Origin of the sequence: Escherichia sp. XD33 (genome assembly GCF_019375075.1) — a bacterium.
GTDB classification, from domain to species: domain Bacteria; phylum Pseudomonadota; class Gammaproteobacteria; order Enterobacterales; family Enterobacteriaceae; genus Enterobacter; species Enterobacter flexneri_A.
Window position 1 is genome coordinate 68,321 of record NZ_JAENDM010000003.1, and the last position, 25,808, is coordinate 94,128.

Annotated in this window: 21 protein-coding genes; 10 read left to right on the top strand and 11 right to left on the bottom strand. The window is 51.0% G+C overall.

The window, feature by feature from the left end; all coding sequences use genetic code 11:
* Positions 1-3 precede the first annotated feature (3 nt).
* Positions 4-600, top strand: a complete 597-nt coding sequence (gene ybjG / locus K0778_RS03210; RefSeq protein WP_001295291.1) for an undecaprenyl-diphosphate phosphatase — start codon at positions 4-6, stop codon at positions 598-600.
* Between the two features lie 57 nt (positions 601-657).
* Positions 658-1,416, top strand: a complete 759-nt coding sequence (gene deoR, locus K0778_RS03215) for a DNA-binding transcriptional repressor DeoR (protein ID WP_000450121.1) — start codon at positions 658-660, stop codon at positions 1,414-1,416.
* Positions 1,417-1,462: 46 nt separating this feature from the next.
* Here the strand turns inward: deoR and dacC are convergent, their stop codons facing one another.
* Positions 1,463-2,665: a serine-type D-Ala-D-Ala carboxypeptidase gene (gene dacC / locus K0778_RS03220; protein ID WP_063084860.1), complete on the bottom strand. Its 1,203-nt coding sequence runs from the start codon at positions 2,663-2,665 to the stop codon at positions 1,463-1,465.
* Positions 2,666-2,911: 246 nt separating this feature from the next.
* Here dacC and gstB point away from each other — a divergent pair, with 246 nt between their 5' ends.
* Positions 2,912-3,538 (top strand): glutathione S-transferase GstB, encoded by a 627-nt coding sequence (gstB, locus tag K0778_RS03225; protein WP_001295292.1) that lies wholly within the window; start codon positions 2,912-2,914, stop codon positions 3,536-3,538.
* On the opposite strand, the gene yliI is transcribed toward gstB, so the two are convergent.
* Together yliI and bssR are read right to left on the bottom strand one after the other, a co-directional pair.
* Entirely contained in the window at positions 3,535-4,650 is a 1,116-nt protein-coding gene (gene yliI, locus K0778_RS03230; protein ID WP_000554946.1) for an aldose sugar dehydrogenase YliI, read from the bottom strand. The two genes, gstB and yliI, sit on opposite strands and share 4 nt — an antisense overlap.
* A gap of 110 nt (positions 4,651-4,760) precedes the next feature.
* Entirely contained in the window at positions 4,761-5,144 is a 384-nt protein-coding gene (gene bssR / locus K0778_RS03235) for a biofilm formation regulator BssR (protein ID WP_000497137.1), read from the bottom strand.
* Between the two features lie 212 nt (positions 5,145-5,356).
* On the opposite strand from bssR, the gene rimO reads away from it, so the two are divergent.
* Positions 5,357-6,682, top strand: coding sequence for a 30S ribosomal protein S12 methylthiotransferase RimO (gene rimO / locus K0778_RS03240; protein ID WP_000049367.1), 1,326 nt, complete (start codon positions 5,357-5,359; stop codon positions 6,680-6,682).
* A 46-nt stretch (positions 6,683-6,728) separates the two neighbouring features.
* Here rimO and K0778_RS03245 read toward each other — a convergent pair whose 3' ends face one another.
* The 7 genes from K0778_RS03245 to iaaA form a co-directional block, all read right to left on the bottom strand.
* Positions 6,729-8,057, bottom strand: coding sequence for a GGDEF domain-containing protein (locus K0778_RS03245; protein WP_000086904.1), 1,329 nt, complete (start codon positions 8,055-8,057; stop codon positions 6,729-6,731).
* Positions 8,058-8,064: 7 nt separating this feature from the next.
* Positions 8,065-10,413: an EAL domain-containing protein gene (locus K0778_RS03250; protein ID WP_001459603.1), complete on the bottom strand. Its 2,349-nt coding sequence runs from the start codon at positions 10,411-10,413 to the stop codon at positions 8,065-8,067.
* A 177-nt stretch (positions 10,414-10,590) separates the two neighbouring features.
* Positions 10,591-11,502: a glutathione ABC transporter permease GsiD gene (gene gsiD / locus K0778_RS03255; RefSeq protein ID WP_001236051.1), complete on the bottom strand. Its 912-nt coding sequence runs from the start codon at positions 11,500-11,502 to the stop codon at positions 10,591-10,593.
* 2 nt (positions 11,503-11,504) lie between these two features.
* Positions 11,505-12,425: a glutathione ABC transporter permease GsiC gene (gsiC, locus tag K0778_RS03260; protein ID WP_062873282.1), complete on the bottom strand. Its 921-nt coding sequence runs from the start codon at positions 12,423-12,425 to the stop codon at positions 11,505-11,507.
* Positions 12,426-12,442: 17 nt separating this feature from the next.
* On the bottom strand, positions 12,443-13,981 hold the full coding sequence (gsiB, locus tag K0778_RS03265; RefSeq protein WP_000090140.1) for a glutathione ABC transporter substrate-binding protein GsiB: 1,539 nt from the start codon (positions 13,979-13,981) through the stop codon (positions 12,443-12,445).
* A 19-nt stretch (positions 13,982-14,000) separates the two neighbouring features.
* Positions 14,001-15,872 (bottom strand): glutathione ABC transporter ATP-binding protein GsiA, encoded by a 1,872-nt coding sequence (gene gsiA, locus K0778_RS03270; protein ID WP_001400149.1) that lies wholly within the window; start codon positions 15,870-15,872, stop codon positions 14,001-14,003.
* A complete protein-coding gene (gene iaaA / locus K0778_RS03275; RefSeq protein ID WP_000513788.1) occupies positions 15,859-16,824 on the bottom strand; it encodes a beta-aspartyl-peptidase in 966 nt (321 codons plus the stop codon). The genes gsiA and iaaA overlap by 14 nt, the downstream gene beginning before the upstream one ends.
* Positions 16,825-17,027: 203 nt before the next feature.
* Here iaaA and moeA point away from each other — a divergent pair, with 203 nt between their 5' ends.
* Together moeA and moeB are read left to right on the top strand one after the other, a co-directional pair.
* The gene (gene moeA / locus K0778_RS03280; protein WP_000397372.1) at positions 17,028-18,263 is read left to right on the top strand and encodes a molybdopterin molybdotransferase MoeA; all 1,236 of its coding nucleotides are present in this window, start codon (positions 17,028-17,030) and stop codon (positions 18,261-18,263) included.
* Positions 18,263-19,012 carry a molybdopterin-synthase adenylyltransferase MoeB gene (moeB, locus tag K0778_RS03285; protein ID WP_000829242.1) on the top strand — a complete coding sequence of 250 codons (750 nt, stop codon included), beginning with the start codon at positions 18,263-18,265 and terminating at the stop codon, positions 19,010-19,012. Before moeA ends, moeB begins: the two co-directional genes overlap by 1 nt.
* 75 nt (positions 19,013-19,087) lie before the next feature.
* On the opposite strand, the gene fsa is transcribed toward moeB, so the two are convergent.
* On the bottom strand, positions 19,088-19,750 hold the full coding sequence (gene fsa / locus K0778_RS03290) for a fructose-6-phosphate aldolase (RefSeq protein ID WP_001301278.1): 663 nt from the start codon (positions 19,748-19,750) through the stop codon (positions 19,088-19,090).
* Positions 19,751-19,880: 130 nt separating this feature from the next.
* Here fsa and K0778_RS03295 point away from each other — a divergent pair, with 130 nt between their 5' ends.
* The 4 genes from K0778_RS03295 (at position 19,881) to K0778_RS03310 (ending at position 25,596) form a co-directional block, all read left to right on the top strand.
* Positions 19,881-20,780, top strand: a complete 900-nt coding sequence (locus K0778_RS03295) for a glycyl-radical enzyme activating protein (RefSeq protein ID WP_001338400.1) — start codon at positions 19,881-19,883, stop codon at positions 20,778-20,780.
* Positions 20,781-20,785: 5 nt separating this feature from the next.
* Positions 20,786-23,218 (top strand): glycyl radical protein, encoded by a 2,433-nt coding sequence (locus tag K0778_RS03300; RefSeq protein ID WP_000209344.1) that lies wholly within the window; start codon positions 20,786-20,788, stop codon positions 23,216-23,218.
* Positions 23,219-23,363: 145 nt separating this feature from the next.
* The gene (gene ybiV / locus K0778_RS03305) at positions 23,364-24,179 is read left to right on the top strand and encodes a sugar-phosphatase YbiV (protein ID WP_000114272.1); all 816 of its coding nucleotides are present in this window, start codon (positions 23,364-23,366) and stop codon (positions 24,177-24,179) included.
* Positions 24,180-24,330: 151 nt separating this feature from the next.
* The gene (locus K0778_RS03310) at positions 24,331-25,596 is read left to right on the top strand and encodes a DUF1479 domain-containing protein (protein WP_063084852.1); all 1,266 of its coding nucleotides are present in this window, start codon (positions 24,331-24,333) and stop codon (positions 25,594-25,596) included.
* Positions 25,597-25,808 lie beyond the last annotated feature (212 nt).

Sequence of the window (25,808 nt, forward strand, 5' to 3'; positions counted from 1 at the left end):
GTTATGCTGGAAAATTTGAATCTCTCTCTATTCTCTCTTATTAACGCGACGCCAGACTCGGCTCCGTGGATGATCTCGTTGGCGATTTTTATTGCTAAAGATTTGATTACCGTGGTGCCGTTGCTGGCCGTGGTACTTTGGTTGTGGGGGCTTACAGCACAACGGCAACTGGTGATAAAAATCGCTATCGCGCTGGCGGTCAGCCTGTTTGTGTCCTGGACGATGGGACATCTTTTTCCGCACGACCGACCCTTTGTCGAAAATATCGGCTATAACTTCCTGCATCATGCGGCGGATGACTCATTCCCAAGCGATCACGGTACGGTGATTTTCACCTTTGCACTGGCATTTTTATGCTGGCATCGCCTGTGGTCCGGCTCACTTTTAATGGTGCTGGCCGTCGTCATTGCCTGGTCGCGCGTTTATCTTGGCGTCCACTGGCCGCTGGATATGCTCGGTGGATTGCTGGCAGGTATGATTGGCTGCCTTAGTGCCCAGATTATCTGGCAAGCGATGGGGCATAAACTCTATCAACGTCTGCAATCGTGGTATCGCGTCTGTTTTGCATTACCGATCCGCAAAGGCTGGGTGCGTGACTGATCTCTGCTAAAAAGTGTAGTATTGAGCGGCTCGCTTCAATAACTATTCAGAGGGATTATGGAAACACGTCGCGAAGAGCGTATCGGGCAGCTGCTGCAAGAATTAAAACGCAGCGATAAGTTACATCTTAAAGACGCCGCCGCCCTGCTTGGGGTTTCGGAGATGACGATTCGTCGCGATCTGAACAACCACAGTGCGCCCGTCGTTTTGCTCGGCGGCTATATTGTTCTGGAACCGCGCAGTGCCAGCCATTACCTGTTAAGCGATCAAAAATCCCGCCTGGTGGAAGAAAAACGCCGGGCGGCAAAACTGGCTGCGACGCTGGTAGAACCCGATCAGACCCTCTTTTTTGACTGTGGCACCACCACGCCGTGGATTATTGAAGCGATTGATAATGAAATCCCTTTTACCGCCGTTTGTTATTCGCTAAATACCTTTCTGGCGCTGAAAGAGAAACCCCATTGCCGCGCGTTTCTTTGCGGTGGTGAATTTCACGCCAGCAACGCCATTTTCAAACCCATCGATTTTCAGCAAACGCTGAATAATTTTTGCCCGGATATCGCTTTCTATTCTGCGGCGGGCGTGCATGTCAGTAAAGGCGCTACCTGTTTTAATCTTGAAGAGTTGCCGGTAAAACACTGGGCCATGTCGATGGCGCAAAAGCATGTGCTGGTTGTCGACCACAGTAAATTTGGCAAGGTACGTCCGGCGCGCATGGGTGACCTGAAACGCTTTGATATTGTGGTGAGCGATTGTTGCCCGGAAGATGAGTATGTGAAGTACGCGCAGACGCAGCGCATTAAGTTGATGTATTAATGACGTATAACCGGATGACGTTTCGCGCCATCCGGTTATCAGAAGATTAAGAGAACCAGCTGCCGAACCACTGATGGAATTTCATCATCACGAAATCCCACACCCGACCAAAGAATCCGCCCTCTTCCACATTTTCCATCACGATCAGCGGACGCTGCTCAATGGATTTACCGTTAAGCTGGAAATCAATGGTCCCGACAACCTGACCTTTTTTCAGCGGTGCGGTAAGCTGCGGTTCCGTTAACGTATAACTCGCTTTCAGGTTTTTCAGCTGCCCACGCGGTATGGTCACTGAGCCCGCTTCACCTGCCCCGAGATTCACTTCGCTCTTATCACCAAACCAGACGCGCTGAGTCACAAAGGTGGCATCAGGTTTAATTGGCGTCACGGTTTCAAAGAAGCGGAAACCCCAGGTCAATAATTTCTCAGACTCATTAAAACGGATACGGTCAGTTTTCGCCCCCAGCACTACGGAGATTAAACGCATATCACCCTGGGTAGCCGAAGCAACCAGATTATATCCCGCACCTGCCGTGGTTCCTGTCTTCATGCCATCAACATTCAGATTGCTGCTCCACAGCAGACGGTTACGGTTAGGCTGACGAATTTTGTTGAAGGTGAACTCTTTCTCTTTATGAATGGCGTACTCTTCCGGCACATCGTGGATCAATGCTTTACCCAGCAATGCCATATCGCGCGCGGTACTGAACTGCCCCGGCGCATCCAGACCGTGCACCGTCTGGAAGGTAGTGTTGGTCAGACCCAGTTTTTTGGCATAACCATTCATCAAACCAATAAATGACTCCTGGCTCCCGGCAACGTAATCGGCCAGCGCAATACAGGCGTCATTACCGGACTGGATAATCACACCTTTGTTCAAGTCTGCCACCGAAACCTGATCGCCCGGTTTGAGGAACATTACCGATGAACCACGCAGTGTCGGATTTCCCGTCGCCCAGGCATCTTTACCGACCGTCACCATATCGGTGAGTTTAATCTTATCGGCCTTAAGCGCCTGCCCAACCACATAGCTGGTCATGATTTTAGTCAGGCTCGCGGGATCCAGTTTCTCATCCGCGTTGCCTTCTGCCAGCACTTTACCGCTGGCGTAATCCATTAAAATCCATGCACGCGCATCCACGCTCGGCGCTTCAACGGTTTGTTCCGCCGCGAATGCCGTTGGGGCAAAAAGGAATAAAAATGCAGAACCCGCTGCAAGACCACGAAGGAGAGAGGAGTATTGCGTCATAAATGCCACCCGAGTATCCATTCAAAAAAAATACGTTATATCGCCGTATGATAAGTTTGGTGATTAATAACGCACACACAAACTTAAAGAAACCGTAAGTTGGTAAAGTTTTTAAAGTTTATGCAATATCCTGCCGCTTCGCTGCTTCTGGTGTCATTTTTTTGCCAGCTGTTGCTTAAAAGTTAACTTTACTTCACCATCGGAGTCCTGTTCAGCCTGTGGCTGCCTGTCGGAAAAGGGGTGAGTATGATTACGCTGTGGGGTCGGAATAATTCAACTAACGTAAAAAAAGTATTGCTGACGCTCGAAGAACTGGAACTACCTTATGAGCAAATTCTCGCGGGCCGTGAGTTTGGGATAAATCACGATGCTGATTTTCTGGCGATGAACCCTAACGGGCTGGTGCCGTTGTTGCGTGACGACGAAAGTGATCTCATTCTTTGGGAATCAAACGCCATTGTCCGCTATCTGGCGGCACAGTACGGGCAAAAACGCCTGTGGATCGACTCACCGGCACGTCGTGCGGAAGCGGAAAAATGGATGGACTGGGCAAACCAGACGCTCAGTAATGCTCATCGCGGGATCCTGATGGGATTAGTCAGAACACCACCGGAAGAGCGCGATCAGGCCGCCATTGATGCCAGTTGCAAAGAGTGCGACGCCCTGTTTGCCCTGCTCGATGCGGAACTGGCAAAAGTAAAATGGTTCTCTGGCGACGAGTTTGGTGTGGGCGATATCGCTATCGCACCGTTCATCTACAATTTGTTTAACGTTGGCCTGACCTGGACACCGCGTCCAAATCTGCAACGCTGGTATCAGCAACTCACTGAACGCCCCGCAGTGCGCAAAGTGGTGATGATTCCCGTTAGCTAATTGCGTGGGCTAACTTTAAGTAATTCCCCACTGGACTCGTCGGTGAGAACGTATAAATAACCGTCGGGTCCAGTGCGAACATCACGAATTCGCTGCCCTCTGTCCGTTAAAATACGGCCATCTTCTGTCACTTTGTCGCCGTTGACGCTCATCACAATGACATCTTTATCTTTCAGCGCGCCAATAAATAATTTTTGCTGCCACTGGGGGAATTTATCGCTGTTATAGAAGGCCATGCCGCTCACAGCGGGCGAATCTTTCCAGTAAAAAACAGGTTGCTCGGTCCCGGCGACGATCTCCCCTTTCGCTTCCGGTATCTTAAAGCCTGAATAGTTGATTCCCCAGGTTGCCAGCGGCCAGCCGTAGTTTTTGCCTTTTTGCGGGATATTAATTTCATCACCACCGCGCGGGCCATGTTCATTCAGCCACAGTGCATTACTCCACGGATTCATCGCCATTCCTTGCGGATTACGAATGCCATAAGACCAGATCTCGGCGCGCGCACCGGATTCCTTTATAAAAGGATTATCATCCGGGATTTCGCCCTGGTCGGTCAGACGCACCAGTTTGCCCTGTAATTTATCCAGATCCTGCGCCGTCGGGCGCTGATTGTTTTCGCCCAGAGCAATAAAAAGATAACCTTTACCGTCGAATACCAGCCGCCCGCCAAAATGGTTGCCGGTAGACAGTTTTGGCATCTGGCGAAAGACGGTGCGGAAGTCGGTCACTTTTGAGAGATCATCACTTAAGCGGCCATAACCCACAGCAGTTCCGGCTTTGCCATCATCGCCAACTTCGGAATAACTTAACCAGATGCGGCGAGACTGAGCAAAATCAGGCGCTAAAACCACGTCCAGCAGGCCGCCCTGCCCGTGCGCCCAAACGTCCGGCACTCCGGAAAGCGGCGCAGATAATCCTTTTCCTGCTTGCCAGTGACGCAACTCGCCGCCGCGCAGAGTGATTAACATACCGTGATTATCGGGTAAAAAGGCCAGTGACCAGGGATGGTCGAGTTTGTCTTGCAGTACTTCGACATTTACCGTTGCAGGAGCCGCCCAGAGAGCGGAAGAAAGACAAATAAGGGGCACAAGGAAAAAGAATGGTCGATGCATAACGCCTCCGGATTGACTCTGGCTTAAAGCGTAGTCAGTGGAGGAGATAACAAATTCATTTTTACAAAAACTTAAACATGAAGGGGGAGACGCTTTCTCCCCCTTAGTTTTCAGGCCTTCTCAAGCATGGCGTGCTTCTGCAGGCTCTGGATACTCAGCGTTAAGCTCATCAGACAATTTTCAAGCTTATCGGCGTTGACGGTAATAACAGTCGGGCAATCATGGTGCCCACTCATCAAACATACTGCGGCTGTCGCTAATGCTTCTTCAGCATGATGAAGAGCACTCCACTCTTCCTGATCCAGATGAAGATTCAACCGCAGCGATTTATCGTGCAGTTCGCGATTCAGTTTAAAAAAGTTATCTCGTAGATGATTGCTTTCGCTGACGGACATGTATCCTTTTGCCTTCCTCAGTTGCACGTATGCGGCGAGGTCAACGCGTGCGTCGATCAACCGGTTCAGCAGATCGATTCGCTGTCTGTCAACGAACATACTTCGATCCTCCTCTTTCCAGCCTTGTTGCAATTAAATAGTATGGCTATTTTTTGAGCAAAATGCTGTCCAGGATCAATTCTTCACGCCGAATTAACAAAATTTACATTTCCTTCGCCTCCGCCAGCGAATGAGATTGCGATACAAATTTTATCCAGAACTCTGTAGAATCCCTGCCCTGACCTTTCCTGTAACTGAATATTTTTTAAGCTATGAGCAAAGTAACTCCCCAGCCGAAAATCGGCTTTGTTTCCCTTGGCTGTCCGAAAAACCTTGTTGATTCAGAGCGTATTCTCACCGAACTCCGCACTGAAGGTTATGACGTGGTACCGAGCTATGACGATGCGGACATGGTGATCGTCAACACCTGCGGCTTTATTGACAGCGCGGTACAAGAATCACTGGAAGCCATTGGTGAAGCGTTGAATGAAAACGGCAAGGTTATTGTGACCGGTTGTCTGGGGGCAAAAGAAGATCAGATCCGCGAAGTCCACCCGAAAGTGCTGGAAATCACCGGGCCTCATAGCTATGAGCAGGTTCTGGAGCACGTTCATCACTACGTGCCGAAACCGAAACACAACCCATTCCTGAGCCTGGTGCCAGAACAAGGTGTGAAACTGACGCCGCGTCATTATGCCTATCTGAAAATTTCTGAAGGCTGTAATCACCGCTGCACCTTCTGCATTATTCCGTCTATGCGCGGCGACCTGGTGAGCCGTCCGATTGGCGAAGTGTTAAGTGAAGCGAAACGTCTGGTAGATGCGGGCGTTAAAGAGATTCTGGTGATCTCGCAGGATACTTCCGCCTATGGCGTTGATGTTAAACATCGTACTGGCTTCCACAACGGCGAGCCGGTAAAAACCAGCATGGTCAGCCTGTGCGAACAGTTATCGAAACTGGGGATCTGGACACGTCTGCACTACGTTTACCCTTATCCGCATGTGGACGACGTCATCCCACTGATGGCAGAAGGCAAAATCCTGCCGTATCTGGACATTCCGTTGCAGCACGCCAGCCCGCGCATTCTCAAACTGATGAAGCGTCCGGGTTCTGTAGATCGCCAACTGGCGCGCATCAAACAGTGGCGCGAAATCTGCCCGGAACTGACCCTACGCTCAACCTTTATTGTCGGCTTCCCTGGCGAGACGGAAGAAGATTTCCAGATGCTACTCGACTTCCTGAAAGAAGCGCGTCTGGATCGCGTTGGCTGCTTTAAATACAGCCCGGTTGAAGGTGCAGACGCCAATGCCCTGCCTGACCAGGTTCCGGAAGAAGTGAAAGAAGAACGCTGGAACCGTTTCATGCAGCTGCAGCAGCAGATTTCCGCCGAGCGCCTGCAAGAGAAAGTGGGCCGTGAAATTCTGGTGATTATCGACGAAGTGGACGAAGAAGGCGCAATTGGTCGCAGCATGGCAGATGCACCGGAAATCGACGGCGCGGTTTATCTCAATGGTGAAACCAACGTTAAACCGGGTGATATCCTGCGTGTGAAAGTCGAGCACGCCGATGAGTACGATTTGTGGGGTAGCCGGGTTTAATTAATTCAGGCCGGGCAAAATCATTTGTCCGGCCTGCGAATAATGATTACTGCCAGCTAATCTGTGCCCTGCCGTTTTTCTTACTCTTATACAGCCGCTCATCCGCCAGCATTTTCAAGCGTTCGACGGTAGGACATTCATTTGAATGTGCTACACCGATACTGGTACTTAAATTAATGCTTCCCACCTGGAAATGAACGATTTCTTTTAGAATCGATAGCAACTCTTCCAGCGTTCCACCCGTATAAATCACCGCAAATTCGTCACCGCCGAAGCGGTAGACTTTACCTTTATCTACCGGGATCTGTGATTTAAGGATTTTCACCACTTTCATCAACACTTCATCGCCCAGCAAATGACCGAAGGTGTCGTTAATGTTTTTGAATTTATCGACGTCAAACAGGCACAAATAACCGCCTTTTTCCGGCAGCGCTTTTAAATCTTCGTCAAAGGATTTTCTGCCCATTGCTTTGGTCAGGTCGTCCAGGAACGCCGAGTTATACATACTGTAGAGTTTTTTGACATCGGCAGCCGAAAAGAAAAGCCCGCCATCCAGTACGCGTTCAAAATGGTTATTAATGATGGCTTCTTTCTCCACAATACCACGATTAATCACTCTGCGTACCAGATAGAGGCAACTGGCACCCGATATCACTGCCACCAATGCGGCAAAGAAAATAATCAATGTACAAACCCGCAAATAAACATCTTTTTTATACGCAAATACATACAATCCGGTCGGCAAATAGGCGAAGTGCTCCATCGCTTCCGAAACGGTGAAGATGGCGTTTTTAGCATTATATTCATCACCGGTCACCGGTTTACCGTTCTTAAATAGAGAGAACATCAGGTTCTCGCTGTCCATCGCCAGCGATTTTGACAGTAAAGAAAAACGCTCCAGACCAAGCAAAAATATCAGACTACGATTGTGAGTTACCGGATAGAGGTAATAGACGAAGGTTTTACCGTCAAAAGAGATAAACCCTGTATTTTTGACATGTCGATACTTCACAACCTGCATAATATCTGCACAATAATTTTTCTCGAACTCCTTTACCTGAATACATTCGTCACTGGAAATCAGATAAGGACCGACATCGTACAAATAAGAGGGGGAAACCGAGTCGGCGTAAGCTGTGCGCAAACCAACCAACAGCTGTTCCTCCGTGGGATTTAGCGTGTTGATAAGATCAATTGCCACGCTACGCCGATATTCAGCAATATTTGCCACCGCAAAAGCAGTATCAATAACGGACTGTTTCAGGCTATACACCCGTTCCTTTACCATTTGAGTGTAGATCCCGCAGGCAACTGCTGAAATCATGATAAAAATCAGCAGACTGACTGTAAGTACGAACTTATTGATTCTGGACATACGTAAACTACTCTTTTACTAATTTTCCACTTTTATCCCAGGCGGAGAATGGCATGGGTTTCTGGTACAGATACCCCTGAGCCTGAACACATCCTAATTTAATTAATTCGCGCGCAACGTCTTCGCTCTCTACGCCTTCCGCAATCACCGGGATCCGGTTATAGCGTGCCAGATCGAAAATAATGCGCACAATTTTTCCCGCAGTACCGAAAATATCGCCGGTAAATTGCGAGTCCACCTTTATGCTGTCTGGATTAATTTCATAAAAACGTTTCAGGTTTGACAAACCGGTGCCAAAGTCATCAATCGATATCCGTACCCCTTGTTTACGCAGTTGTTCAATATTGAGATAAAAATGTTCATTAATTCGCTCGATCACGGTTTCAGTGATCTCAACACAGAGGCTGTTCGCCTTCAGGCCATTTTCTTTCATGATGGTGGTAAAACACTCATGAAAGTGCGGTTCGTTTAACTGCCAGGGCGAAACATTAATATGCAGTAAGAAATCATCCTTCAGCGACGCACGCTGACTAAAATGTCTGAATTCACCCATTGCCGTTTTAATAATCTGATAACCCAGCTCATTGATAAACCCGATATCTTCAGCAATGGTAATGAACTTCAGCGGTGAAATGATCCCCCGCTCCGCAGAAACCCAACGGCACAACGCCTCCGCGCCCAGAATGGCGCGGGTGTTAATATCAACGATCGGTTGATAGACGAGGAATAGTTCGCCAATTTCCATTGCATGGCGAATATTACGCGCAATCCAGATATTCTCTTCTATTTCGTTGAGTTTCGCGTCATCACAGAAAATAAACTCGGAGAACATATGGTCACGGATACTGGAAATCGCCAGTTTCAGTTTTTCTGCGTAACTCCAGGCGTTTTCCCCCTGCAAAGGTTCACAAATGGCAGACTTATGGATGCGCAGATTGCGGTAGCCAAAGCTGCTGTCAAAATCGTTTACCATCGCTATTTTACGGGTAAATGTCTGTACATTTTCCCGACACAGAAGTAAATAGAGATCGGCATTGAATGTCACGATATCGCAGCATTGCGCATATTTCTCGGCAATTCGCTGACACAATTTCCTGACGATTTTATTGCGTTCATCAACACCAAACACCGCTTCCACGGCTTCCAGACCACACAGTTTGATGATCCCCACAGCCAGATACTGATTATTGTTGGACTCAATAATCGCCATATTTTTAATAAAACCGCTTTCCTGATCGTAAGAGATCAGTGAGAGCAATTTATTTGACCGTTCAATTTCGGCATCTTTCATTTCCGCGATCGAATTTTTAATGCTGATAATCTCTTTCGCATCGCCTTCGCGAATTTTCAGAGCCTCGATTTGATCCGTTGAGTCGGGCAAAAATGCCAGCGTATTAACCAGCTCTGTCATTTCAGAAAATTGCCGACGGAACACACGAGTGGTCATTAAATAAACCACCAGCAATACGATAATAATGAACGCAAACGGCAGATAAAAAAGTTTATCTGATGCGTTCAATAAATTACCGCCAGGATAATAAAAATAGATTTCGAATAATGCGTTGTTTGGCACCGCTGATGTTTTTTCGATATATTCAGTATCGACAGAATCAATAATATTATAATTACCTTCGCTATTATAAATAATCAGTTTTTCACGAGCGAGTTGATTCTTGGCAATGATCTCATGGCCTTGTTTCAAAAATAGAACTTCATCATTAGCGCTGATTTGATCAAGATACTCGTTCAGATATCGCCAGTTTAAATCGACATGAATTTTATCCACCGCTAACAAATCGTGATCTTTGCCGTTGATGTGTAGCGTAAAAGAGATACATTTTTTACCCGGACGATCAAAGCAATTGTATGCCGGATTCCAGCTGTTGTTAGAGTCATCTGAAGCCACCGACCACGGTCGTTTCGATGGGTTAAAATCGGCAAAAATAACCCGCCCTGACTCGTCGACAAGCGGTCCATTTACTTGTTCCTGATGATAAACAACGATTTTATCATTCGCCCTCCGCGAAAAAAGATAATATTTATTATCATCAAGTACCAGTCCCACCGAGTCTAAAAATGGCATCATTTCCATTTTAAGAATCACGGCGCGTTGAATCTCCTCTGTATTTTTTAATAAATACAGTGAGTCCTTTAATGTCAGGGCCGAACGTTCAATATCTTTAAAGAAATAGCCAACGTTTTTCTGAATAAGTTCAAAGCGGCTATCGGCACGTTTTACCGCGCGCTCCGATACCAGTTGATAGTTAATGATGAAAAAAAGACCAATAAATGACAGTGCTGCCAATAAAAATAAAATTATCAGCCTTATCTTTATCTTTTCGTATAAACTCAGCATGTTAATACATTTAACAAAATAACTATCTGAACGCTGTGCCGCTGCAAAAATTGTCCCTTGCTGCGGCTTTTTAACCGAATTACCCGATTCTACAAAATCAGCAGAAAGTTACAACACTTGCTTAGGGCAATAATTTCCTGTGAGGTGATTACCCTTTCAAGCAATATTCAAACGTAACTATCCTTTAATTTTCGGATCCAGCGCATCGCGTAAACCATCGCCCAACAAATTGAACGCCAGTACGGTCAGAAAAATAGCCAGGGCCGGAAAAACAGCGACATGCGGCGCGATAACCATATCCGCTCGAGCCTCATTGAGCATTGCTCCCCACTCTGGTGTCGGCGGCTGCGCACCGAGGCCGAGAAATGAGAGGCTGGCGGCAGAGATAATCGAGGTACCAATGCGCATGGTGAAAAACACCACGATAGAAGAGACGGTCCCAGGCAGGATATGACGCAACAAAACGGTCATATCGCTGGCACCAATACTGCGTGCTGACTCAATAAAGGTTTGCTGTTTCAACACCAGCGTGTTGCCGCGCACCAGGCGGGCAAACGCGGGGATGGAAAAAATGGCGACTGCAATAATCACGTTAGCAATGCCGCTTCCCAACACCGCAACAACAGCGATCGCCAGTAAAATACCCGGGAAGGCAAACAGCACATCGCAAATGCGCATGATCAGCCGATCCCACCAGCCTTCATAATATCCAGCGAGCAAGCCCAGCAACGTCCCGATCGCCGCACCGATAAACACGGCAAACACGCCCGCCGCCAGCGAGATTTGCGCACCAACCAGGACACGGCTGAAAATGTCACGCCCCAGTGAATCGACGCCAAACCAGTGCTGCAAAGAAGGTCCGTTATTCAGATTGTCATAATCAAAATAATTTTCGGCGTCATAGGGAGCGATCCAGCGTGCAAAAATGGCCACCACAATCAATAAAATAACGAATAATGCGGCGGTCATCGCCATATGCTGACGGCGAAATCGTCGCCAGAATTCATGCCACGGTGTACGTACCTGGTCAGGTTTGACCAGTGGCATGGCGTTTAACACCGCCTGACGTCGCCAGTTAAATAGTCGCATCCTTACTTGTACCTGATAGCCGAGTTAATGGCGGCGTAAAGCACATCCACCACTAAGTTGATAAGAATAAATTCCAGCGAGAAAAGCAGAATTTCCGCCTGAATCACCGGGTAATCACGCATTTCTACGGAGTCAACGAGTAAGCGTCCAAGTCCCGGCCAGTTGAAAACTTTCTCCACAACGATGGAACCACCGAGCAAAAAGCCAAACTGTAAGCCCATCATGGTCACTACCGGGATCATCGCGTTACGTAGCCCGTGTTTGAGGACAACCCAGGTTTCGCTCACCCCTTTCGCCCTCGCGGTACGCATATAATCTTCGCTTAAAACATCGACAAACGACGCGCGGGTAAAGCGCGCCATCACGGCGGCCACTGCCGCGCCGAGCGTCAGGGAGGGTAAAATGTAGTGCTGCCAACTGTCTGCTCCCACGGTAGGCAGCCAGCCCAGTTCAACGGAGAATACCTGAATTAAAAGCATCCCCAGAGCAAATGCCGGAAACGAGATCCCCGACACCGCAATGGTCATACTCAATCGATCCGGCCAACGGTTACGCCAGACGGCGGCGATAATTCCCGCCGCCATACCAAATATAACCGCCCAGACCATACTGGTTATGGTCAGCCACAGCGTTGGCATAAAGCGGCTGGCAATCTCATCGGCAACCGGACGACGCGACACCATCGACAGGCCAAAATCCCCCTGCACAGCATTGCTGATATAGTGCCAGAACTGGTGATACAGCGGCTGATCCAACCCCAGCTGCTGACGCACCAGTTCTATAACCTGCGCATCAGCTTCGGGCCCGGCAATCAATCGCGCCGGATCGCCGGGCAGCATATGGACAAATAAAAACACCAGCACCGAGACGATAAACAGCGTCGGAATCAACCCCAGTAAGCGTTTGATAACGTAATTAAGCATTCCACTCCCTGCGTTGCTTATTGCAAATCCGCGTCTTCAAAGCTGAAGCCGGTGTCTGGCATGATCCAAAAACCGGTCAGGTTTTTACTGTGTGCCGACACCAGTTTTTCTACCACCAGCGGGATCCACGGCGATTCTTGCCAGATGATATCCTGCGCCGCCTTATATAAGCGGGTCTTTTCCGCCGGATCATTAGTTTTCAGTGCCTGAGCCAGGAAGTCATCCACCTGTTTATTGCTGTAAAACGCGGTATTAAACAGCGTCGGTGGCCAGTTCTGCGAGGCAAACAGCGGCGATAGTGCCCAGTCCGCTTCGCCGGTTGAAGCCGACCAGCCAGTGTAGAACATCCGCACGCCGCTCTCTTTTTGCCCTTTACCTTCAACTTCTGCCGCCCGCTGTCCGGCATCCATCGCAGTCACCTGGGCTTTAATCCCGACCTGCGCTAACTGCTGCTGGGTAAATTGCAGCACTTTCTGCGCGGTGCTGTGGTTATGTGACGACCACAGCGTGGTACTGAAACCGTTGGGATATCCCGCCTCTTTCAGTAATTCGCGCGCTTTCACTGGATCGTAAGGCCACGGTTTATAACTTTGCGCGTAGGCGATACTTGGCGGTACCACACCAGTAGCTGGCGTTGCATAGCCCGCAAAGGCAACTTTCACCAGCGCCGGACGGTTAATGGCGTAATTCAGCGCCTCACGGACCTTCGGGTTATCGAACGGCTTTTGCGTCACGTTCATACTGATATAACGCTGCATAATTGACGGACTGGCCATCAACTCGATATTTTTGTTTTTCTCCAGCAGTGTGGCCTGCTCGTAAGGAATGGGGAAAGCAAACTGCGCTTCACCGGTTTGCAGCATTGCCGCGCGGGTGTTGTTATCCGCCACCGGACGCCAGGTTATGCTGTCCAGTTTGGGCAATCCTGGCTGCCAGTAACCCGCGAATTTTTTCACCTTCACAAAATCGGTCTGATTCCAGGTATCCAGTTCATACGGTCCGGTTCCCACCGGATAAAAACCAATCTCCTTGCCATATTTTTCCAGCGCTGCCGGTGAAATCATCGCGGTCGCCGGATGGGCAAGAATATTAATAAACGCTGAGAACGGCTGTTTGAGGGTAATCTTTACCGTTGTCGGATCGATCGCTTCCGTTTTAGCAATATTCTTATACAGGTTATAGCGTTTAAGATGATTCGCCGGATCGCTGGCCCGGTCCAGATTCGCTTTCACCGCCGCGGCGTTGAAATCGGTGCCATCCTGGAATTTAATGCCTTCCCGCAATTTCACGGTGTAAGTAATGCCGTCATCGGAAACGGTATAACTCTCCGCCAGCACGTTTTTCAGTTTCATCTCTTTATCCAGACCAAACAGCCCCTGGTAAAACGATTTCGCTACGGCCTGAGATAACGTGTCATTTGCGTCATACGGATCGAGCGTGGTGAAGTTCGATCCTACCGCCACCACCACATCTTTGGCAGCGAATGCACAAGATGCCATCAACGCTGTCGCAATGCCCAGCGCCACTAACCCACTACGGTGTACAGCTCTTGCCATTTTATTCTCCGCCTGAATGTTATCTACGCATGAATGCGTATTCTGATTGTGGTTGTGCGACGTAATGCCCCGGCCCGACGCATTGCAACGAGACGCCTGCCACCTCTTCGCCACGCAGATGAATATTGCTGGGAAGATCGTCCGACAGCAGTACACGCTGCGGTCGTTGTCGGGACGGTTCAGCGACCGGAACTGCCGCCAGTAATTTACGCGTATAAGGATGCTGCGGGTTTTCGAAGACCGCGCGCCGTGGGCCAATTTCAACAATATGCCCGAGATACATCACCGCCACACGATGACTAATCCGCTCTACCACGGCCATATCGTGGGAGATAAACAGATACGCAATGCCGAAATCACGCTGGAGATCGAGCAACAAGTTGATAATCTGCCCGCGAATAGAAACATCCAGCGCCGAAACGGCTTCGTCGGCAATGATCACTTTTGGATTCAATGCCAACGCGCGAGCAATGCAGATGCGCTGGCGCTGACCGCCGGAAAACTCATGCGGGTAACGCCAGGCATGTTCAGGTAACAGGCCCACGCGCTCCAGCAACCACGCAACGCGTGCAGCCGCGTCTTTACCTGGCAATAAACCGTGTACGCGCAGCGGTTCGATAATCGAATCACCGATGGTCTGACGTGGGTCCAGCGAAGCGTAAGGGTCCTGAAAAATAAACTGAATATCCCGGCGTAATGCCTGAAGTTTGCCGGGTGACAAGGTATCGATTCGCTGACCGTTAAAGATAATTTCGCCGCCCTGCGATTCGACCAGGCGCAGCAACGCCCGCCCGGTAGTGGATTTACCGCTGCCAGACTCGCCCACCAGCGATAGCGTTTCGCCAGGCCAGAGATCAAAACTGACTTTCTCAACGGCATGCACTTCCCGCGTTACGCGATTCAACAAACCGCTGCGCAAAGGGAAACGGGTGACAAGATTACGCACCCGTAAAACAGGTTCGCCATCCACCACCGTTTTCTGCTCGATGGGGGGTTCCTGTTTCGCTGGATGTTCAAGCGATATCAATGGGAAACGTCGGGGATAATCTAACCCTTTCATCGCACCAAGTTGCGGAACAGCAGCTAACAGCGCACGGGTGTAAGGATGTTGCGGTGCATGAAAAATCTGTTCGACGGTACCCGTTTCCACCGCCTCGCCCTGATACATCACCAGTACCCGATCGGCAATCTCTGCCACCACGCCCATATCGTGAGTGATAAAGATAACGCCCATCGACATCTCTTTTTGCAATACTTTGATTAATTGCAGGATCTGCGCCTGAATAGTGACATCCAGCGCGGTGGTTGGCTCATCGGCAATCAGCACCGCCGGGCGGCATGACAGCGCCATCGCAATCATCACTCGCTGGCGCATCCCGCCAGAGAGTTGATGCGGATAACGTGAAAGAATGGTTTGTGCCTCCGGAATGCGTACCTGATCCAGCATCCGCTTCGCCTCGACCATCGCTTCTTCACGACTGGCGTTCTGATGCAGACGAATTGATTCGGCAATCTGTTCACCCACAGTAAATACCGGGTTCAGCGATGTCATCGGCTCCTGAAATATCATCGCCATATCCGCACCGCGCACATGGCGCATTTGTGCAGCGCTCTGCTCGCTAAGTTCAATCACTTCACGACTGCGCCGCCGCAACAGCATTTTATCGCACTGTACTAAACCGCCCGCCTGTTCCAACAGACGCATCAATGCCAGCGCAGTCACTGACTTACCGGAGCCGGATTCGCCAACAATGGCCAGCGTCTCACCGCGTTGAAGGCTAAAAGAGAGATTGCGGACCGCAGCTATTTTCTGCTGGTCCTGCATAAAGGCAATTTTCAGATTTTCAACCGCCAGCACATCACCGGCATCAAGTTCATCACTGTGTGGCAACGGTGTCCCCTTTTTCACGGTAGATACCGGTGGTTGGCGTATCGCCTGCGTAGCCCCAGGCGCGATACATTCCTTCGGTGTTAAACGGTAGCGCGACATTCCCTTCATGGTCGATAGCGATTAAGCCACCGCTACCGCCAAGCGCAGGGAGTTTTTCCATTACTACCCGCTCGCAGGCTTCCGCGAGACTTAATCCGCCGTAATCCATTAACGCGGCGATGTCATATGCCGCCAGCGCGCGGATGAAGACTTCGCCCGTGCCGGTACAAGAAACCGCCACACTGGCGTTATTGGCGTAGCATCCGGCACCCACTAAGGGACTATCGCCAACTCGTCCGGGTAATTTATTGGTCATTCCGCCTGTGGACGTGGCTGCCGCCAGATTGCCGTCTAAATCCAACGCCACGGCCCCCACGGTGCCCATTTTCTGTTTTTCATCCAGTGGCGCACCGCTATGGTCGAGGACTGTTGCCCCTTCCTCGCGCGCTGCCAGTAGTTGTTCATAACGCAAAGGCGTGGAGAAAATCTCCGGTGAGACGCGCTCCATGCCATGAGCAAACGCAAAATTTTCTGCCCCTTCGCCAATCATCATCACATGCGGGCTTTGCTCCATCACCAGCCGGGCGGCAAGAACCGGATTACGCAGATGACTAACGCCCGCCACCGCACCGGCTTTCAGGGTGTTACCATCCATCACACTGGCGTCCAGTTCATGGGTTTCATCACGCGTAAAGACAGCGCCAATTCCGGCGTTAAACAGTGGACACTCTTCCAGCAGACGCACCGCTTCCGTCACCACATCCAGCGCACTTTCGCCCGCTTCCAGCATTTTCTGCCCGGTTTCAACAATGGCAGACAACGCCTCAATGTAGCGTAATTCCTGTTGCAGACTCATCTGCGCGCGGCTAATTGCACCTGCGCCACCATGAATTGCAATGACTGCTTTGCCCATAGTATTCGTCCATTAAGGGTGGCTCGCCACTTTTGCTATAAATATCAGAATTTTTATGAATTACTCATTCAATTTTTGAATATAGAAAGATGGATATGGCATGTAAAGGCAGGACCCAGCGCTACGCCCGAGGTGGCATACAGTCTGTGGCGTTTTTCTGACATAATAGGCAAATTCGATTTTGCCTCCGCAGGAGTGTTTTCATGGAATTTACCACCGGATTGATGTCGCTCGACACCGCGCTTAATGAGATGCTTTCTCGCGTCACCCCACTGACCGCCCAGGAAACGCTGCCACTGGTACAGTGTTTTGGTCGTATTCTGGCGAGCGATGTCGTTTCGCCACTGGATGTCCCGGGGTTTGATAACTCCGCTATGGACGGCTACGCGGTGCGTTTAGCCGATATTGCCTCCGGGCAACCGCTGCCCGTTGCCGGGAAATCGTTTGCCGGTCAGCCGTATCATGGTGAATGGCCTGCGGGCACCTGCATTCGTATTATGACCGGTGCGCCGGTGCCGGAAGTCTGCGAAGCGGTGGTGATGCAGGAGCAGACTGAACAAACGGACAATGGCGTGCGTTTTACTGTTGAAGTGCGTAGCGGGCAAAATATTCGCCGTCGCGGTGAAGATATCTCTGCGGGTGCGGTTGTTTTCCCGGCGGGAACTCGCCTGACTACCGCAGAGCTGCCAGTAATTGCTTCACTGGGGATTGCCGAAGTTCCGGTGATTCGTAAAGTGCGTGTAGCGCTTTTTTCTACCGGTGATGAACTCCAGTTGCCAGGCCAGCCGCTGGGCGACGGCCAAATCTACGATACCAACCGTCTCGCCGTACACCTGATGTTAGAACAGCTGGGATGCGAGGTAATCAACTTAGGGATTATCCGCGACGATCCACATGCCCTGCGCGCCGCATTTATTGAAGCCGACAGCCAGGCGGATGTGGTGATCAGTTCCGGTGGTGTTTCGGTTGGTGAGGCGGATTACACCAAAACCATTCTCGAAGAACTGGGCGAAATTGCTTTCTGGAAACTGGCGATTAAACCGGGCAAACCGTTCGCGTTTGGTAAACTCAGCAATAGCTGGTTCTGCGGCCTGCCGGGCAACCCGGTTTCAGCGACGCTGACCTTCTATCAACTGGTACAGCCTTTGCTGGCAAAACTAAGCGGTAACACCGCCAGCGGCCTGCCCGCGCGCCAGCGCGTACGCACAGCGTCCCGCCTGAAAAAAACGCCAGGACGTCTTGATTTCCAGCGCGGCGTGCTGCAACGCAACGCCGATGGCGAACTGGAAGTGACGACCACCGGACATCAGGGTTCACATATATTCAGCTCCTTTAGCCTCGGCAACTGCTTTATCGTGCTGGAACGCGATCGCGGCAATGTGGACGTGGGCGAATGGGTGGAAGTAGAACCGTTTAACGCGTTGTTCGGAGGCCGGTAATGGCGGAACTCAGCGATCAGGAGATGCTGCGCTACAACCGGCAAATCATTCTGCGCGGTTTTGATTTTGACGGTCAGGAGGCACTAAAAGATTCTCGTGTGCTGGTAGTCGGCCTCGGTGGACTCGGCTGCGCAGCCTCGCAGTATCTGGCAAGCGCCGGTGTCGGCAACCTGACGCTGCTCGACTTCGACACGGTTTCGCTCTCGAATCTGCAACGCCAGACGCTGCACAGTGATGCTACGGTCGGGCAACCGAAGGTGGAATCCGCCCGTGACGCCCTGGCGCGGATCAACCCACATATCGCGATTACGCCAGTCAATGCACTGCTGGATGACGCAGAACTTGCAGCATTGATTGCTGAACACGATCTGGTGCTCGACTGTACGGATAACGTTGCGGTACGTAATCAACTGAACGCAGGCTGTTTTGCCGCGAAGGTGCCGCTGGTTTCCGGCGCGGCAATTCGTATGGAAGGTCAAATCACGGTCTTCACTTATCAGGACGGCGAGCCTTGCTATCGCTGCCTCAGCCGTTTGTTTGGCGAGAACGCGTTAACCTGCGTAGAAGCAGGCGTGATGGCACCGTTGATCGGCGTAATTGGTTCGTTGCAGGCAATGGAAGCGATCAAACTGCTGGCAGGTTATGGCAAACCGGCCAGCGGGAAAATCGTCATGTACGATGCGATGACCTGTCAGTTTCGCGAAATGAAACTGATGCGCAATCCGGGGTGTGAGGTGTGCGGGCAGTAATTGCCACCTCCAGGCCTGATAAGACGCGGCACTCCGCCACGTCATCAGCAATTTATGAGGATGCAGAACGTCCGGTTAAATCGACGTTCTGCCAAACGCCCCCAGCCAGTCCTGCTCAAACTTCGCCACCGCGGCATCGACAGCCGGATAGCTAATCATCTGTTGTGCCACATCCAGTGGCAGAGTAATTGATTCACATCCTGCCAGTAAGCAGTCCAGCGCCTGACGCGGGGTTTTGAAACTCGCTGCCAGCACTTTCGCCTGCGGCGCATGCATTTTCAATAACTGGTGTAAGTCGGTCACAGTCTGAATGCCGCTACCGCCCTGAGCATCAATACGGTTGACGTAAGGCGCAACATATTCCGCACCTGCCAGCGCCGACAGCAGCCCTTGTGCCGCGCCATATACCGCGGTTCCCAGCGTCGTAATCCCTTCCGCTTTTAACATCTTAATCGCTGCCAGCCCCTCGGCGGTCACCGGAACTTTCACCACGATATCCGCAATAATAGAACGCAGCTTAAGCGCGTCATTAACCATCCCTTCGGCAGTGGTAGCCATTACCTGGGCAAACAGACGCCCCTGACCGCCCATCGCTTCATGAAGTTCCGGAAGCACAACATCCAGCGGTTTTTTACCCGCGGCGATAATGCTTGGGTTAGTGGTCACACCCGCCAGCGGAAAAATACGTGACAGCGCCTTCACCGCAACAACGTCTGAAGTATCCAGATACAGTTCCATAACCATCCTCAAAATGTACTTTTTGTCTGAATGTAGACTATCACGGGAAAACTCTCTGAACAGTTGACGCACATCAATCTAACTTTCATTCGAAAGTATTTTAATGTTTGAACGAAACAGAGAGGCAACTATGATTTTCAATATTCAGCGCTACTCGACCCATGATGGCCCCGGTATCCGCACGGTCGTATTTCTTAAAGGCTGTTCGCTGGGCTGCCGCTGGTGTCAGAACCCGGAAAGCCGCGCCCGCACGCAGGATCTGCTGTATGACGCACGACTGTGTCTGGAAGGCTGCGAGCTGTGCGCTAAGGCCGCGCCGGAAGTGATTGAGCGCGCGCTGAATGGTTTGCTTATTCATCGGGAAAAGTTAACCCCGGAGCATCTGACGGCGTTAACCGACTGCTGTCCGACACAGGCGTTAACCGTGTGTGGTGAAGTGAAAAGCGTTGAGGAGATCATGGCGACCGTTTTGCGCGATAAACCGTTTTACGATCGCAGCGGCGGCGGCTTAACGCTTTCGGGTGGTGAACCCTTTATGCAGCCGGAGATGGCGACGGCGCTACTGCAAGCCAGCCACGAGGCAGGCATTCATACTGCAGTAGAAACCTGTCTGCATGTGCCGTGGAAATATATCGCCCCTTCTCTGCCCTATATCGATCTGTTTCTTGCCGATTTAAAACACGTTGCCGACGCGCCGTTTAAACAGTGGACCGACGGTAACGCCGCCAGAGTGCTGGATAACCTGAAAAAACTCGCCGCAGCGGGCAAAAAAATCATTATCCGCGTGCCGCTGATTCAGGGCTTTAATGCCGACGAAACCTCTGTAAAAGCCATTACCGATTTTGCCGCCGACGAGCTGCACGTTGGCGAAATTCATTTCCTGCCCTACCACACGCTGGGCATCAACAAATATCACTTACTTAATCTGCCCTATGACGCCCCGGAAAAACCGCTTGATGCGCCAGAACTGCTCGATTTTGCCCAGCAGTATGCCTGCCAGAAAGGGTTAACCGCGACCTTACGAGGATAACAACCATGACCACACTGAAACTGGACACGCTCAGCGACCGCATTAAAGCGCACAAAAATGCGCTGGTGCATATTGTGAAACCGCCAGTCTGTACCGAGCGCGCGCAGCACTATACCGAGATGTATCAACAACATCTCGATAAGCCGATCCCGGTACGTCGCGCGCTGGCACTGGCGCATCACCTGGCGAATCGCACTATCTGGATCAAGCACGATGAGTTGATCATTGGCAACCAGGCAAGCGAAGTTCGCGCCGCGCCGATCTTCCCGGAATATACCGTCTCCTGGATCGAAAAAGAGATTGATGATCTGGCAGATCGTCCGGGTGCTGGTTTTGCGGTGAGCGAAGAGAACAAACGTGTTCTGCATGAAGTGTGCCCTTGGTGGCGCGGTCAGACGGTACAGGATCGTTGCTACGGCATGTTTACCGATGAGCAAAAAGGTCTGCTGGCGACCGGAATCATTAAAGCGGAGGGCAATATGACTTCCGGCGATGCGCACCTGGCGGTGAATTTCCCGCTGCTGCTGGAAAAAGGGCTTGATGGTCTGCGCGAGAAAGTAGCGGAACGTCGCTCGCGCATCAACCTGACGGTGCTGGAAGATTTACACGGTGAGCAATTCCTGAAAGCGATTGATATCGTGCTGGTGGCAGTCAGTGAACACATTGAACGTTTCGCTGCCCTGGCGCGTGAAATGGCCGCGACCGAAACCCGCGAAAGCCGTCGCGATGAACTGCTGGCGATGGCAGAAAACTGCGATCTTATCGCCCACCAGCCGCCGCAGACTTTCTGGCAGGCGCTGCAACTGTGTTACTTCATCCAGTTGATTTTGCAGATCGAATCTAACGGTCACTCAGTATCGTTTGGTCGTATGGACCAGTATCTCTACCCGTACTATCGCCGCGACGTTGAACTCAACCAGACGCTGGATCGCGAACACGCCATCGAGATGCTGCATAGCTGCTGGCTGAAACTGCTGGAAGTGAACAAGATCCGCTCCGGCTCACACTCAAAAGCCTCTGCGGGAAGTCCGCTGTATCAGAACGTCACTATTGGCGGGCAAAATCTGGTTGATGGTCAACCAATGGACGCGGTGAATCCACTCTCTTACGCGATCCTCGAATCCTGCGGTCGCCTGCGTTCCACTCAGCCTAACCTCAGCGTGCGTTACCATGCAGGAATGAGCAACGATTTCCTCGACGCCTGCGTACAGGTGATCCGTTGCGGCTTCGGGATGCCGGCGTTCAACAACGACGAAATCGTGATCCCGGAATTTATTAAACTCGGTATTGAACCGCAGGACGCTTACGACTACGCAGCGATTGGTTGTATCGAAACCGCCGTCGGTGGCAAATGGGGCTATCGCTGTACCGGCATGAGCTTTATCAACTTCGCCCGCGTGATGCTGGCTGCGCTGGAAGGCGGTCGTGATGCCACCAGCGGCAAAGTGTTCCTGGCACAAGAAAAAGCGTTGTCGGCAGGTAACTTCAACAACTTCGATGAAGTAATGGACGCGTGGGATACGCAAATCCGTTACTACACCCGCAAATCAATCGAAATCGAATATGTCGTCGACACCATGCTGGAAGAGAACGTGCACGATATTCTCTGCTCGGCGCTGGTGGATGACTGTATTGAGCGAGCAAAAAGTATCAAGCAAGGCGGCGCGAAATATGACTGGGTTTCTGGCCTGCAGGTCGGCATTGCCAACCTCGGCAACAGCCTGGCGGCAGTGAAGAAACTGGTGTTTGAACAGGGCGCGATTGGTCAGCAACAGCTGGCTGCCGCACTGGCGGATGACTTCGACGGCCTGACTCATGAGCAACTGCGTCAGCGGCTGATTAACGGTGCGCCGAAGTACGGTAACGACGATGATACTGTCGATACGCTGCTGGCTCGCGCTTATCAGACCTATATCGACGAACTGAAACAGTACCATAATCCGCGCTACGGTCGTGGTCCGGTTGGCGGCAACTATTACGCGGGTACGTCATCAATCTCCGCTAACGTACCGTTTGGCGCGCAGACTATGGCAACACCGGACGGGCGTAAAGCCCACACCCCGCTGGCAGAAGGCGCAAGCCCGGCCTCCGGTACTGACCATCTTGGCCCTACTGCGGTCATTGGCTCAGTGGGTAAACTGCCTACGGCAGCGATTCTCGGCGGCGTGTTGCTCAACCAGAAACTGAATCCGGCAACGCTGGAGAACGAATCTGACAAGCAGAAACTGATGATCCTGCTGCGTACCTTCTTTGAAGTGCATAAAGGCTGGCATATTCAGTACAACATCGTTTCCCGCGAAACGCTGCTGGATGCGAAAAAACATCCCGATCAGTATCGCGATCTGGTAGTGCGTGTCGCGGGCTATTCCGCGTTCTTCACCGCGCTCTCTCCAGACGCTCAGGACGATATCATCGCCCGTACTGAACATATGCTGTAATCTCCTCGGCCCGGCGGCGTCGTCGCCGGGCTAAATCATTCACATCATCAATTTCATCCTTACTTTCATTCGAAATATAATTTGTGCTCTGCGTCACATTGTTATTACACTGTTACGGTTTCATTTTCGAGCCAGGAGCACACCTATGAGCGTAAAAGTTATCGTCACAGACATGGACGGTACTTTTCTTAACGACGCCAAAACGTACAACCAACCACGTTTTATGGCGCAATATCAGGAACTGAAAAAGCGCGGCATTAAGTTCGTTGTTGCCAGCGGTAATCAGTATTACCAGCTTATTTCATTCTTTCCTGAGCTAAAGGATGAGATCTCTTTTGTCGCGGAAAACGGCGCACTGGTTTACGAACATGGCAAGCAGTTGTTCCACGGCGAACTGACCCGACATGAATCGCGGATTGTTATTGGCGAGTTGCTAAAAGATAAGCAACTCAATTTTGTCGCCTGCGGTCTGCAAAGTGCATATGTCAGCGAAAATGCCCCCGAAGCATTTGTCGCACTGATGGCAAAACACTACCATCGCCTGAAACCTGTAAAAGATTATCAGGAGATTGACGACGTACTGTTCAAGTTTTCGCTCAACCTGCCGGATGAACAAATCCCGTTAGTGATCGACAAACTGCACGTAGCGCTCGATGGCATTATGAAACCCGTTACCAGTGGTTTTGGCTTTATCGACCTGATTATTCCCGGTCTACATAAAGCAAACGGTATTTCGCGGTTACTGAAACGCTGGGATCTGTCACCGCAAAATGTGGTAGCGATTGGCGACAGCGGTAACGATGCGGAGATGCTGAAAATGGCGCGTTATTCCTTTGCGATGGGCAATGCTGCGGAAAACATTAAACAAATCGCCCGTTACGCTACCGATGATAATAATCATGAAGGCGCGCTGAATGTGATTCAGGCGGTGCTGGATAACACATCCCCTTTTAACAGCTGACCTCTCTACCGGAGCCGTGCGCTCCGGTTTTCCCTTCTTTTTACATCCTGTACATCACATCAAATCATTAAACTTGCATTAACTTATTTATAACTTATATTGTCACATGCAAATCAGAATGGTTTCGAATGAAAGTTAATGAGAGGTGGTTATGGCTTCTACTTTTACCAGCGACACATTGCCTGCCGATCACAAAGCAGCTATCCGTCAGATGAAGCACGCGCTGCGGGCGCAGCTTGGCGGCGTCCAGCAGATCTTTAATCAGCTAAGCGATGACATTGCCACGCGAGTGGCTGAAATCAACGCACTCAAAGCACAGGGCGATGCCGTCTGGCCGGTGCTGTCTTATGCCGATATCAAAGCAGGTCATGTTACTGCAGAGCAGCGCGAACAGATTAAACGTCGCGGTTGTGCGGTGATAAAAGGCCATTTCCCCCGCGAACAAGCGCTAGGCTGGGATCAGTCGATGCTGGACTATCTGGACCGCAACCGCTTTGACGAGGTCTACAAAGGCCCCGGCGATAATTTCTTCGGGACGCTCAGCGCTTCACGTCCCGAGATTTACCCCATCTACTGGTCGCAGGCGCAAATGCAGGCCCGCCAGAGTGAAGAAATGGCGAATGCGCAGTCGTTTCTCAATCGTCTGTGGACATTTGAAAGTGATGGAAAGCAATGGTTTAACCCGGATGTGAGCGTCATCTACCCTGACCGTATCCGCCGCCGTCCGCCCGGAACGACCTCCAAAGGTCTTGGAGCGCATACCGACTCCGGGGCACTGGAACGCTGGCTGCTTCCAGCGTATCAGCGCGTTTTCGCCAACGTCTTTAATGGCAATCTGGCGCAATATGATCCCTGGCATGCGGCACATCGTACGGAAGTTGAAGAGTACACGGTGGACAACACCACCAAATGTTCCGTGTTTCGGACATTCCAGGGCTGGACAGCGCTCTCTGATATGCTGCCTGGTCAGGGGCTGCTGCACGTCGTGCCCATTCCTGAAGCTATGGCGTACGTACTGTTACGTCCGCTGCTTGATGATGTGCCGGAGGATGAACTGTGCGGCGTAGCGCCCGGAAGAGTATTGCCGGTATCAGAGCAATGGCATCCACTGTTGATTGAGGCGTTAACCAGCATTCCAAAACTCGAAGCCGGAGACTCCGTCTGGTGGCACTGCGACGTCATCCATTCCGTTGCCCCCGTTGAAAATCAACAAGGTTGGGGCAACGTGATGTACATTCCTGCGGCACCGATGTGCGAGAAAAATCTTGCCTACGCGCACAAGGTGAAGGCCGCACTGGAAAAAGGCGCATCGCCGGGCGACTTCCCGCGCGAGGACTATGAAACAAACTGGGAAGGACGCTTTACGCTTGCCGACCTCAACATTCACGGTAAGCGAGCGTTGGGCATGGATGTTTGAGAATTAATGGAAGTGAATTGATGTGGGATTAAGAAAATCGATTCGACGTTACTCAGATTGCTGACAAATGCGCTTTGTTAATGCCTGATGCGGCGTTAACGCCTTATCCGGCCTACAAAGTCCTGCAGATTCAATATATTGCAGGTACTGCGTAGGCCTGATAAGCGTAGCGCATCAGGCTATTTTGCATTTGTCATCAGCCGCCGTCACCC

What these genes read in the sequence shown, in the direction of transcription:
- moeB (WP_000829242.1), top strand. Translation starts at nt 18,263, where the DNA reads ATGGCGGAACTCAGCGATCAGGAGATGCTGCGCTACAACCGGCAAATC.
- ybiV (WP_000114272.1), top strand. Translation starts at nt 23,364, where the DNA reads ATGAGCGTAAAAGTTATCGTCACAGACATGGACGGTACTTTTCTTAAC.
- deoR (WP_000450121.1), top strand. Translation starts at nt 658, where the DNA reads ATGGAAACACGTCGCGAAGAGCGTATCGGGCAGCTGCTGCAAGAATTA.
- K0778_RS03245 (WP_000086904.1), bottom strand. Translation starts at nt 8,057, where the DNA reads ATGTCCAGAATCAATAAGTTCGTACTTACAGTCAGTCTGCTGATTTTT.
- K0778_RS03250 (WP_001459603.1), bottom strand. Translation starts at nt 10,413, where the DNA reads ATGCTGAGTTTATACGAAAAGATAAAGATAAGGCTGATAATTTTATTT.
- rimO (WP_000049367.1), top strand. Translation starts at nt 5,357, where the DNA reads ATGAGCAAAGTAACTCCCCAGCCGAAAATCGGCTTTGTTTCCCTTGGC.
- K0778_RS03300 (WP_000209344.1), top strand. Translation starts at nt 20,786, where the DNA reads ATGACCACACTGAAACTGGACACGCTCAGCGACCGCATTAAAGCGCAC.
- fsa (WP_001301278.1), bottom strand. Translation starts at nt 19,750, where the DNA reads ATGGAACTGTATCTGGATACTTCAGACGTTGTTGCGGTGAAGGCGCTG.
- K0778_RS03310 (WP_063084852.1), top strand. Translation starts at nt 24,331, where the DNA reads ATGGCTTCTACTTTTACCAGCGACACATTGCCTGCCGATCACAAAGCA.
- dacC (WP_063084860.1), bottom strand. Translation starts at nt 2,665, where the DNA reads ATGACGCAATACTCCTCTCTCCTTCGTGGTCTTGCAGCGGGTTCTGCA.
- gsiB (WP_000090140.1), bottom strand. Translation starts at nt 13,981, where the DNA reads ATGGCAAGAGCTGTACACCGTAGTGGGTTAGTGGCGCTGGGCATTGCG.
- moeA (WP_000397372.1), top strand. Translation starts at nt 17,028, where the DNA reads ATGGAATTTACCACCGGATTGATGTCGCTCGACACCGCGCTTAATGAG.
- gstB (WP_001295292.1), top strand. Translation starts at nt 2,912, where the DNA reads ATGATTACGCTGTGGGGTCGGAATAATTCAACTAACGTAAAAAAAGTA.
- bssR (WP_000497137.1), bottom strand. Translation starts at nt 5,144, where the DNA reads ATGTTCGTTGACAGACAGCGAATCGATCTGCTGAACCGGTTGATCGAC.
- iaaA (WP_000513788.1), bottom strand. Translation starts at nt 16,824, where the DNA reads ATGGGCAAAGCAGTCATTGCAATTCATGGTGGCGCAGGTGCAATTAGC.
- gsiC (WP_062873282.1), bottom strand. Translation starts at nt 12,425, where the DNA reads ATGCTTAATTACGTTATCAAACGCTTACTGGGGTTGATTCCGACGCTG.
- yliI (WP_000554946.1), bottom strand. Translation starts at nt 4,650, where the DNA reads ATGCATCGACCATTCTTTTTCCTTGTGCCCCTTATTTGTCTTTCTTCC.
- ybjG (WP_001295291.1), top strand. Translation starts at nt 4, where the DNA reads ATGCTGGAAAATTTGAATCTCTCTCTATTCTCTCTTATTAACGCGACG.
- gsiD (WP_001236051.1), bottom strand. Translation starts at nt 11,502, where the DNA reads ATGCGACTATTTAACTGGCGACGTCAGGCGGTGTTAAACGCCATGCCA.
- K0778_RS03295 (WP_001338400.1), top strand. Translation starts at nt 19,881, where the DNA reads ATGATTTTCAATATTCAGCGCTACTCGACCCATGATGGCCCCGGTATC.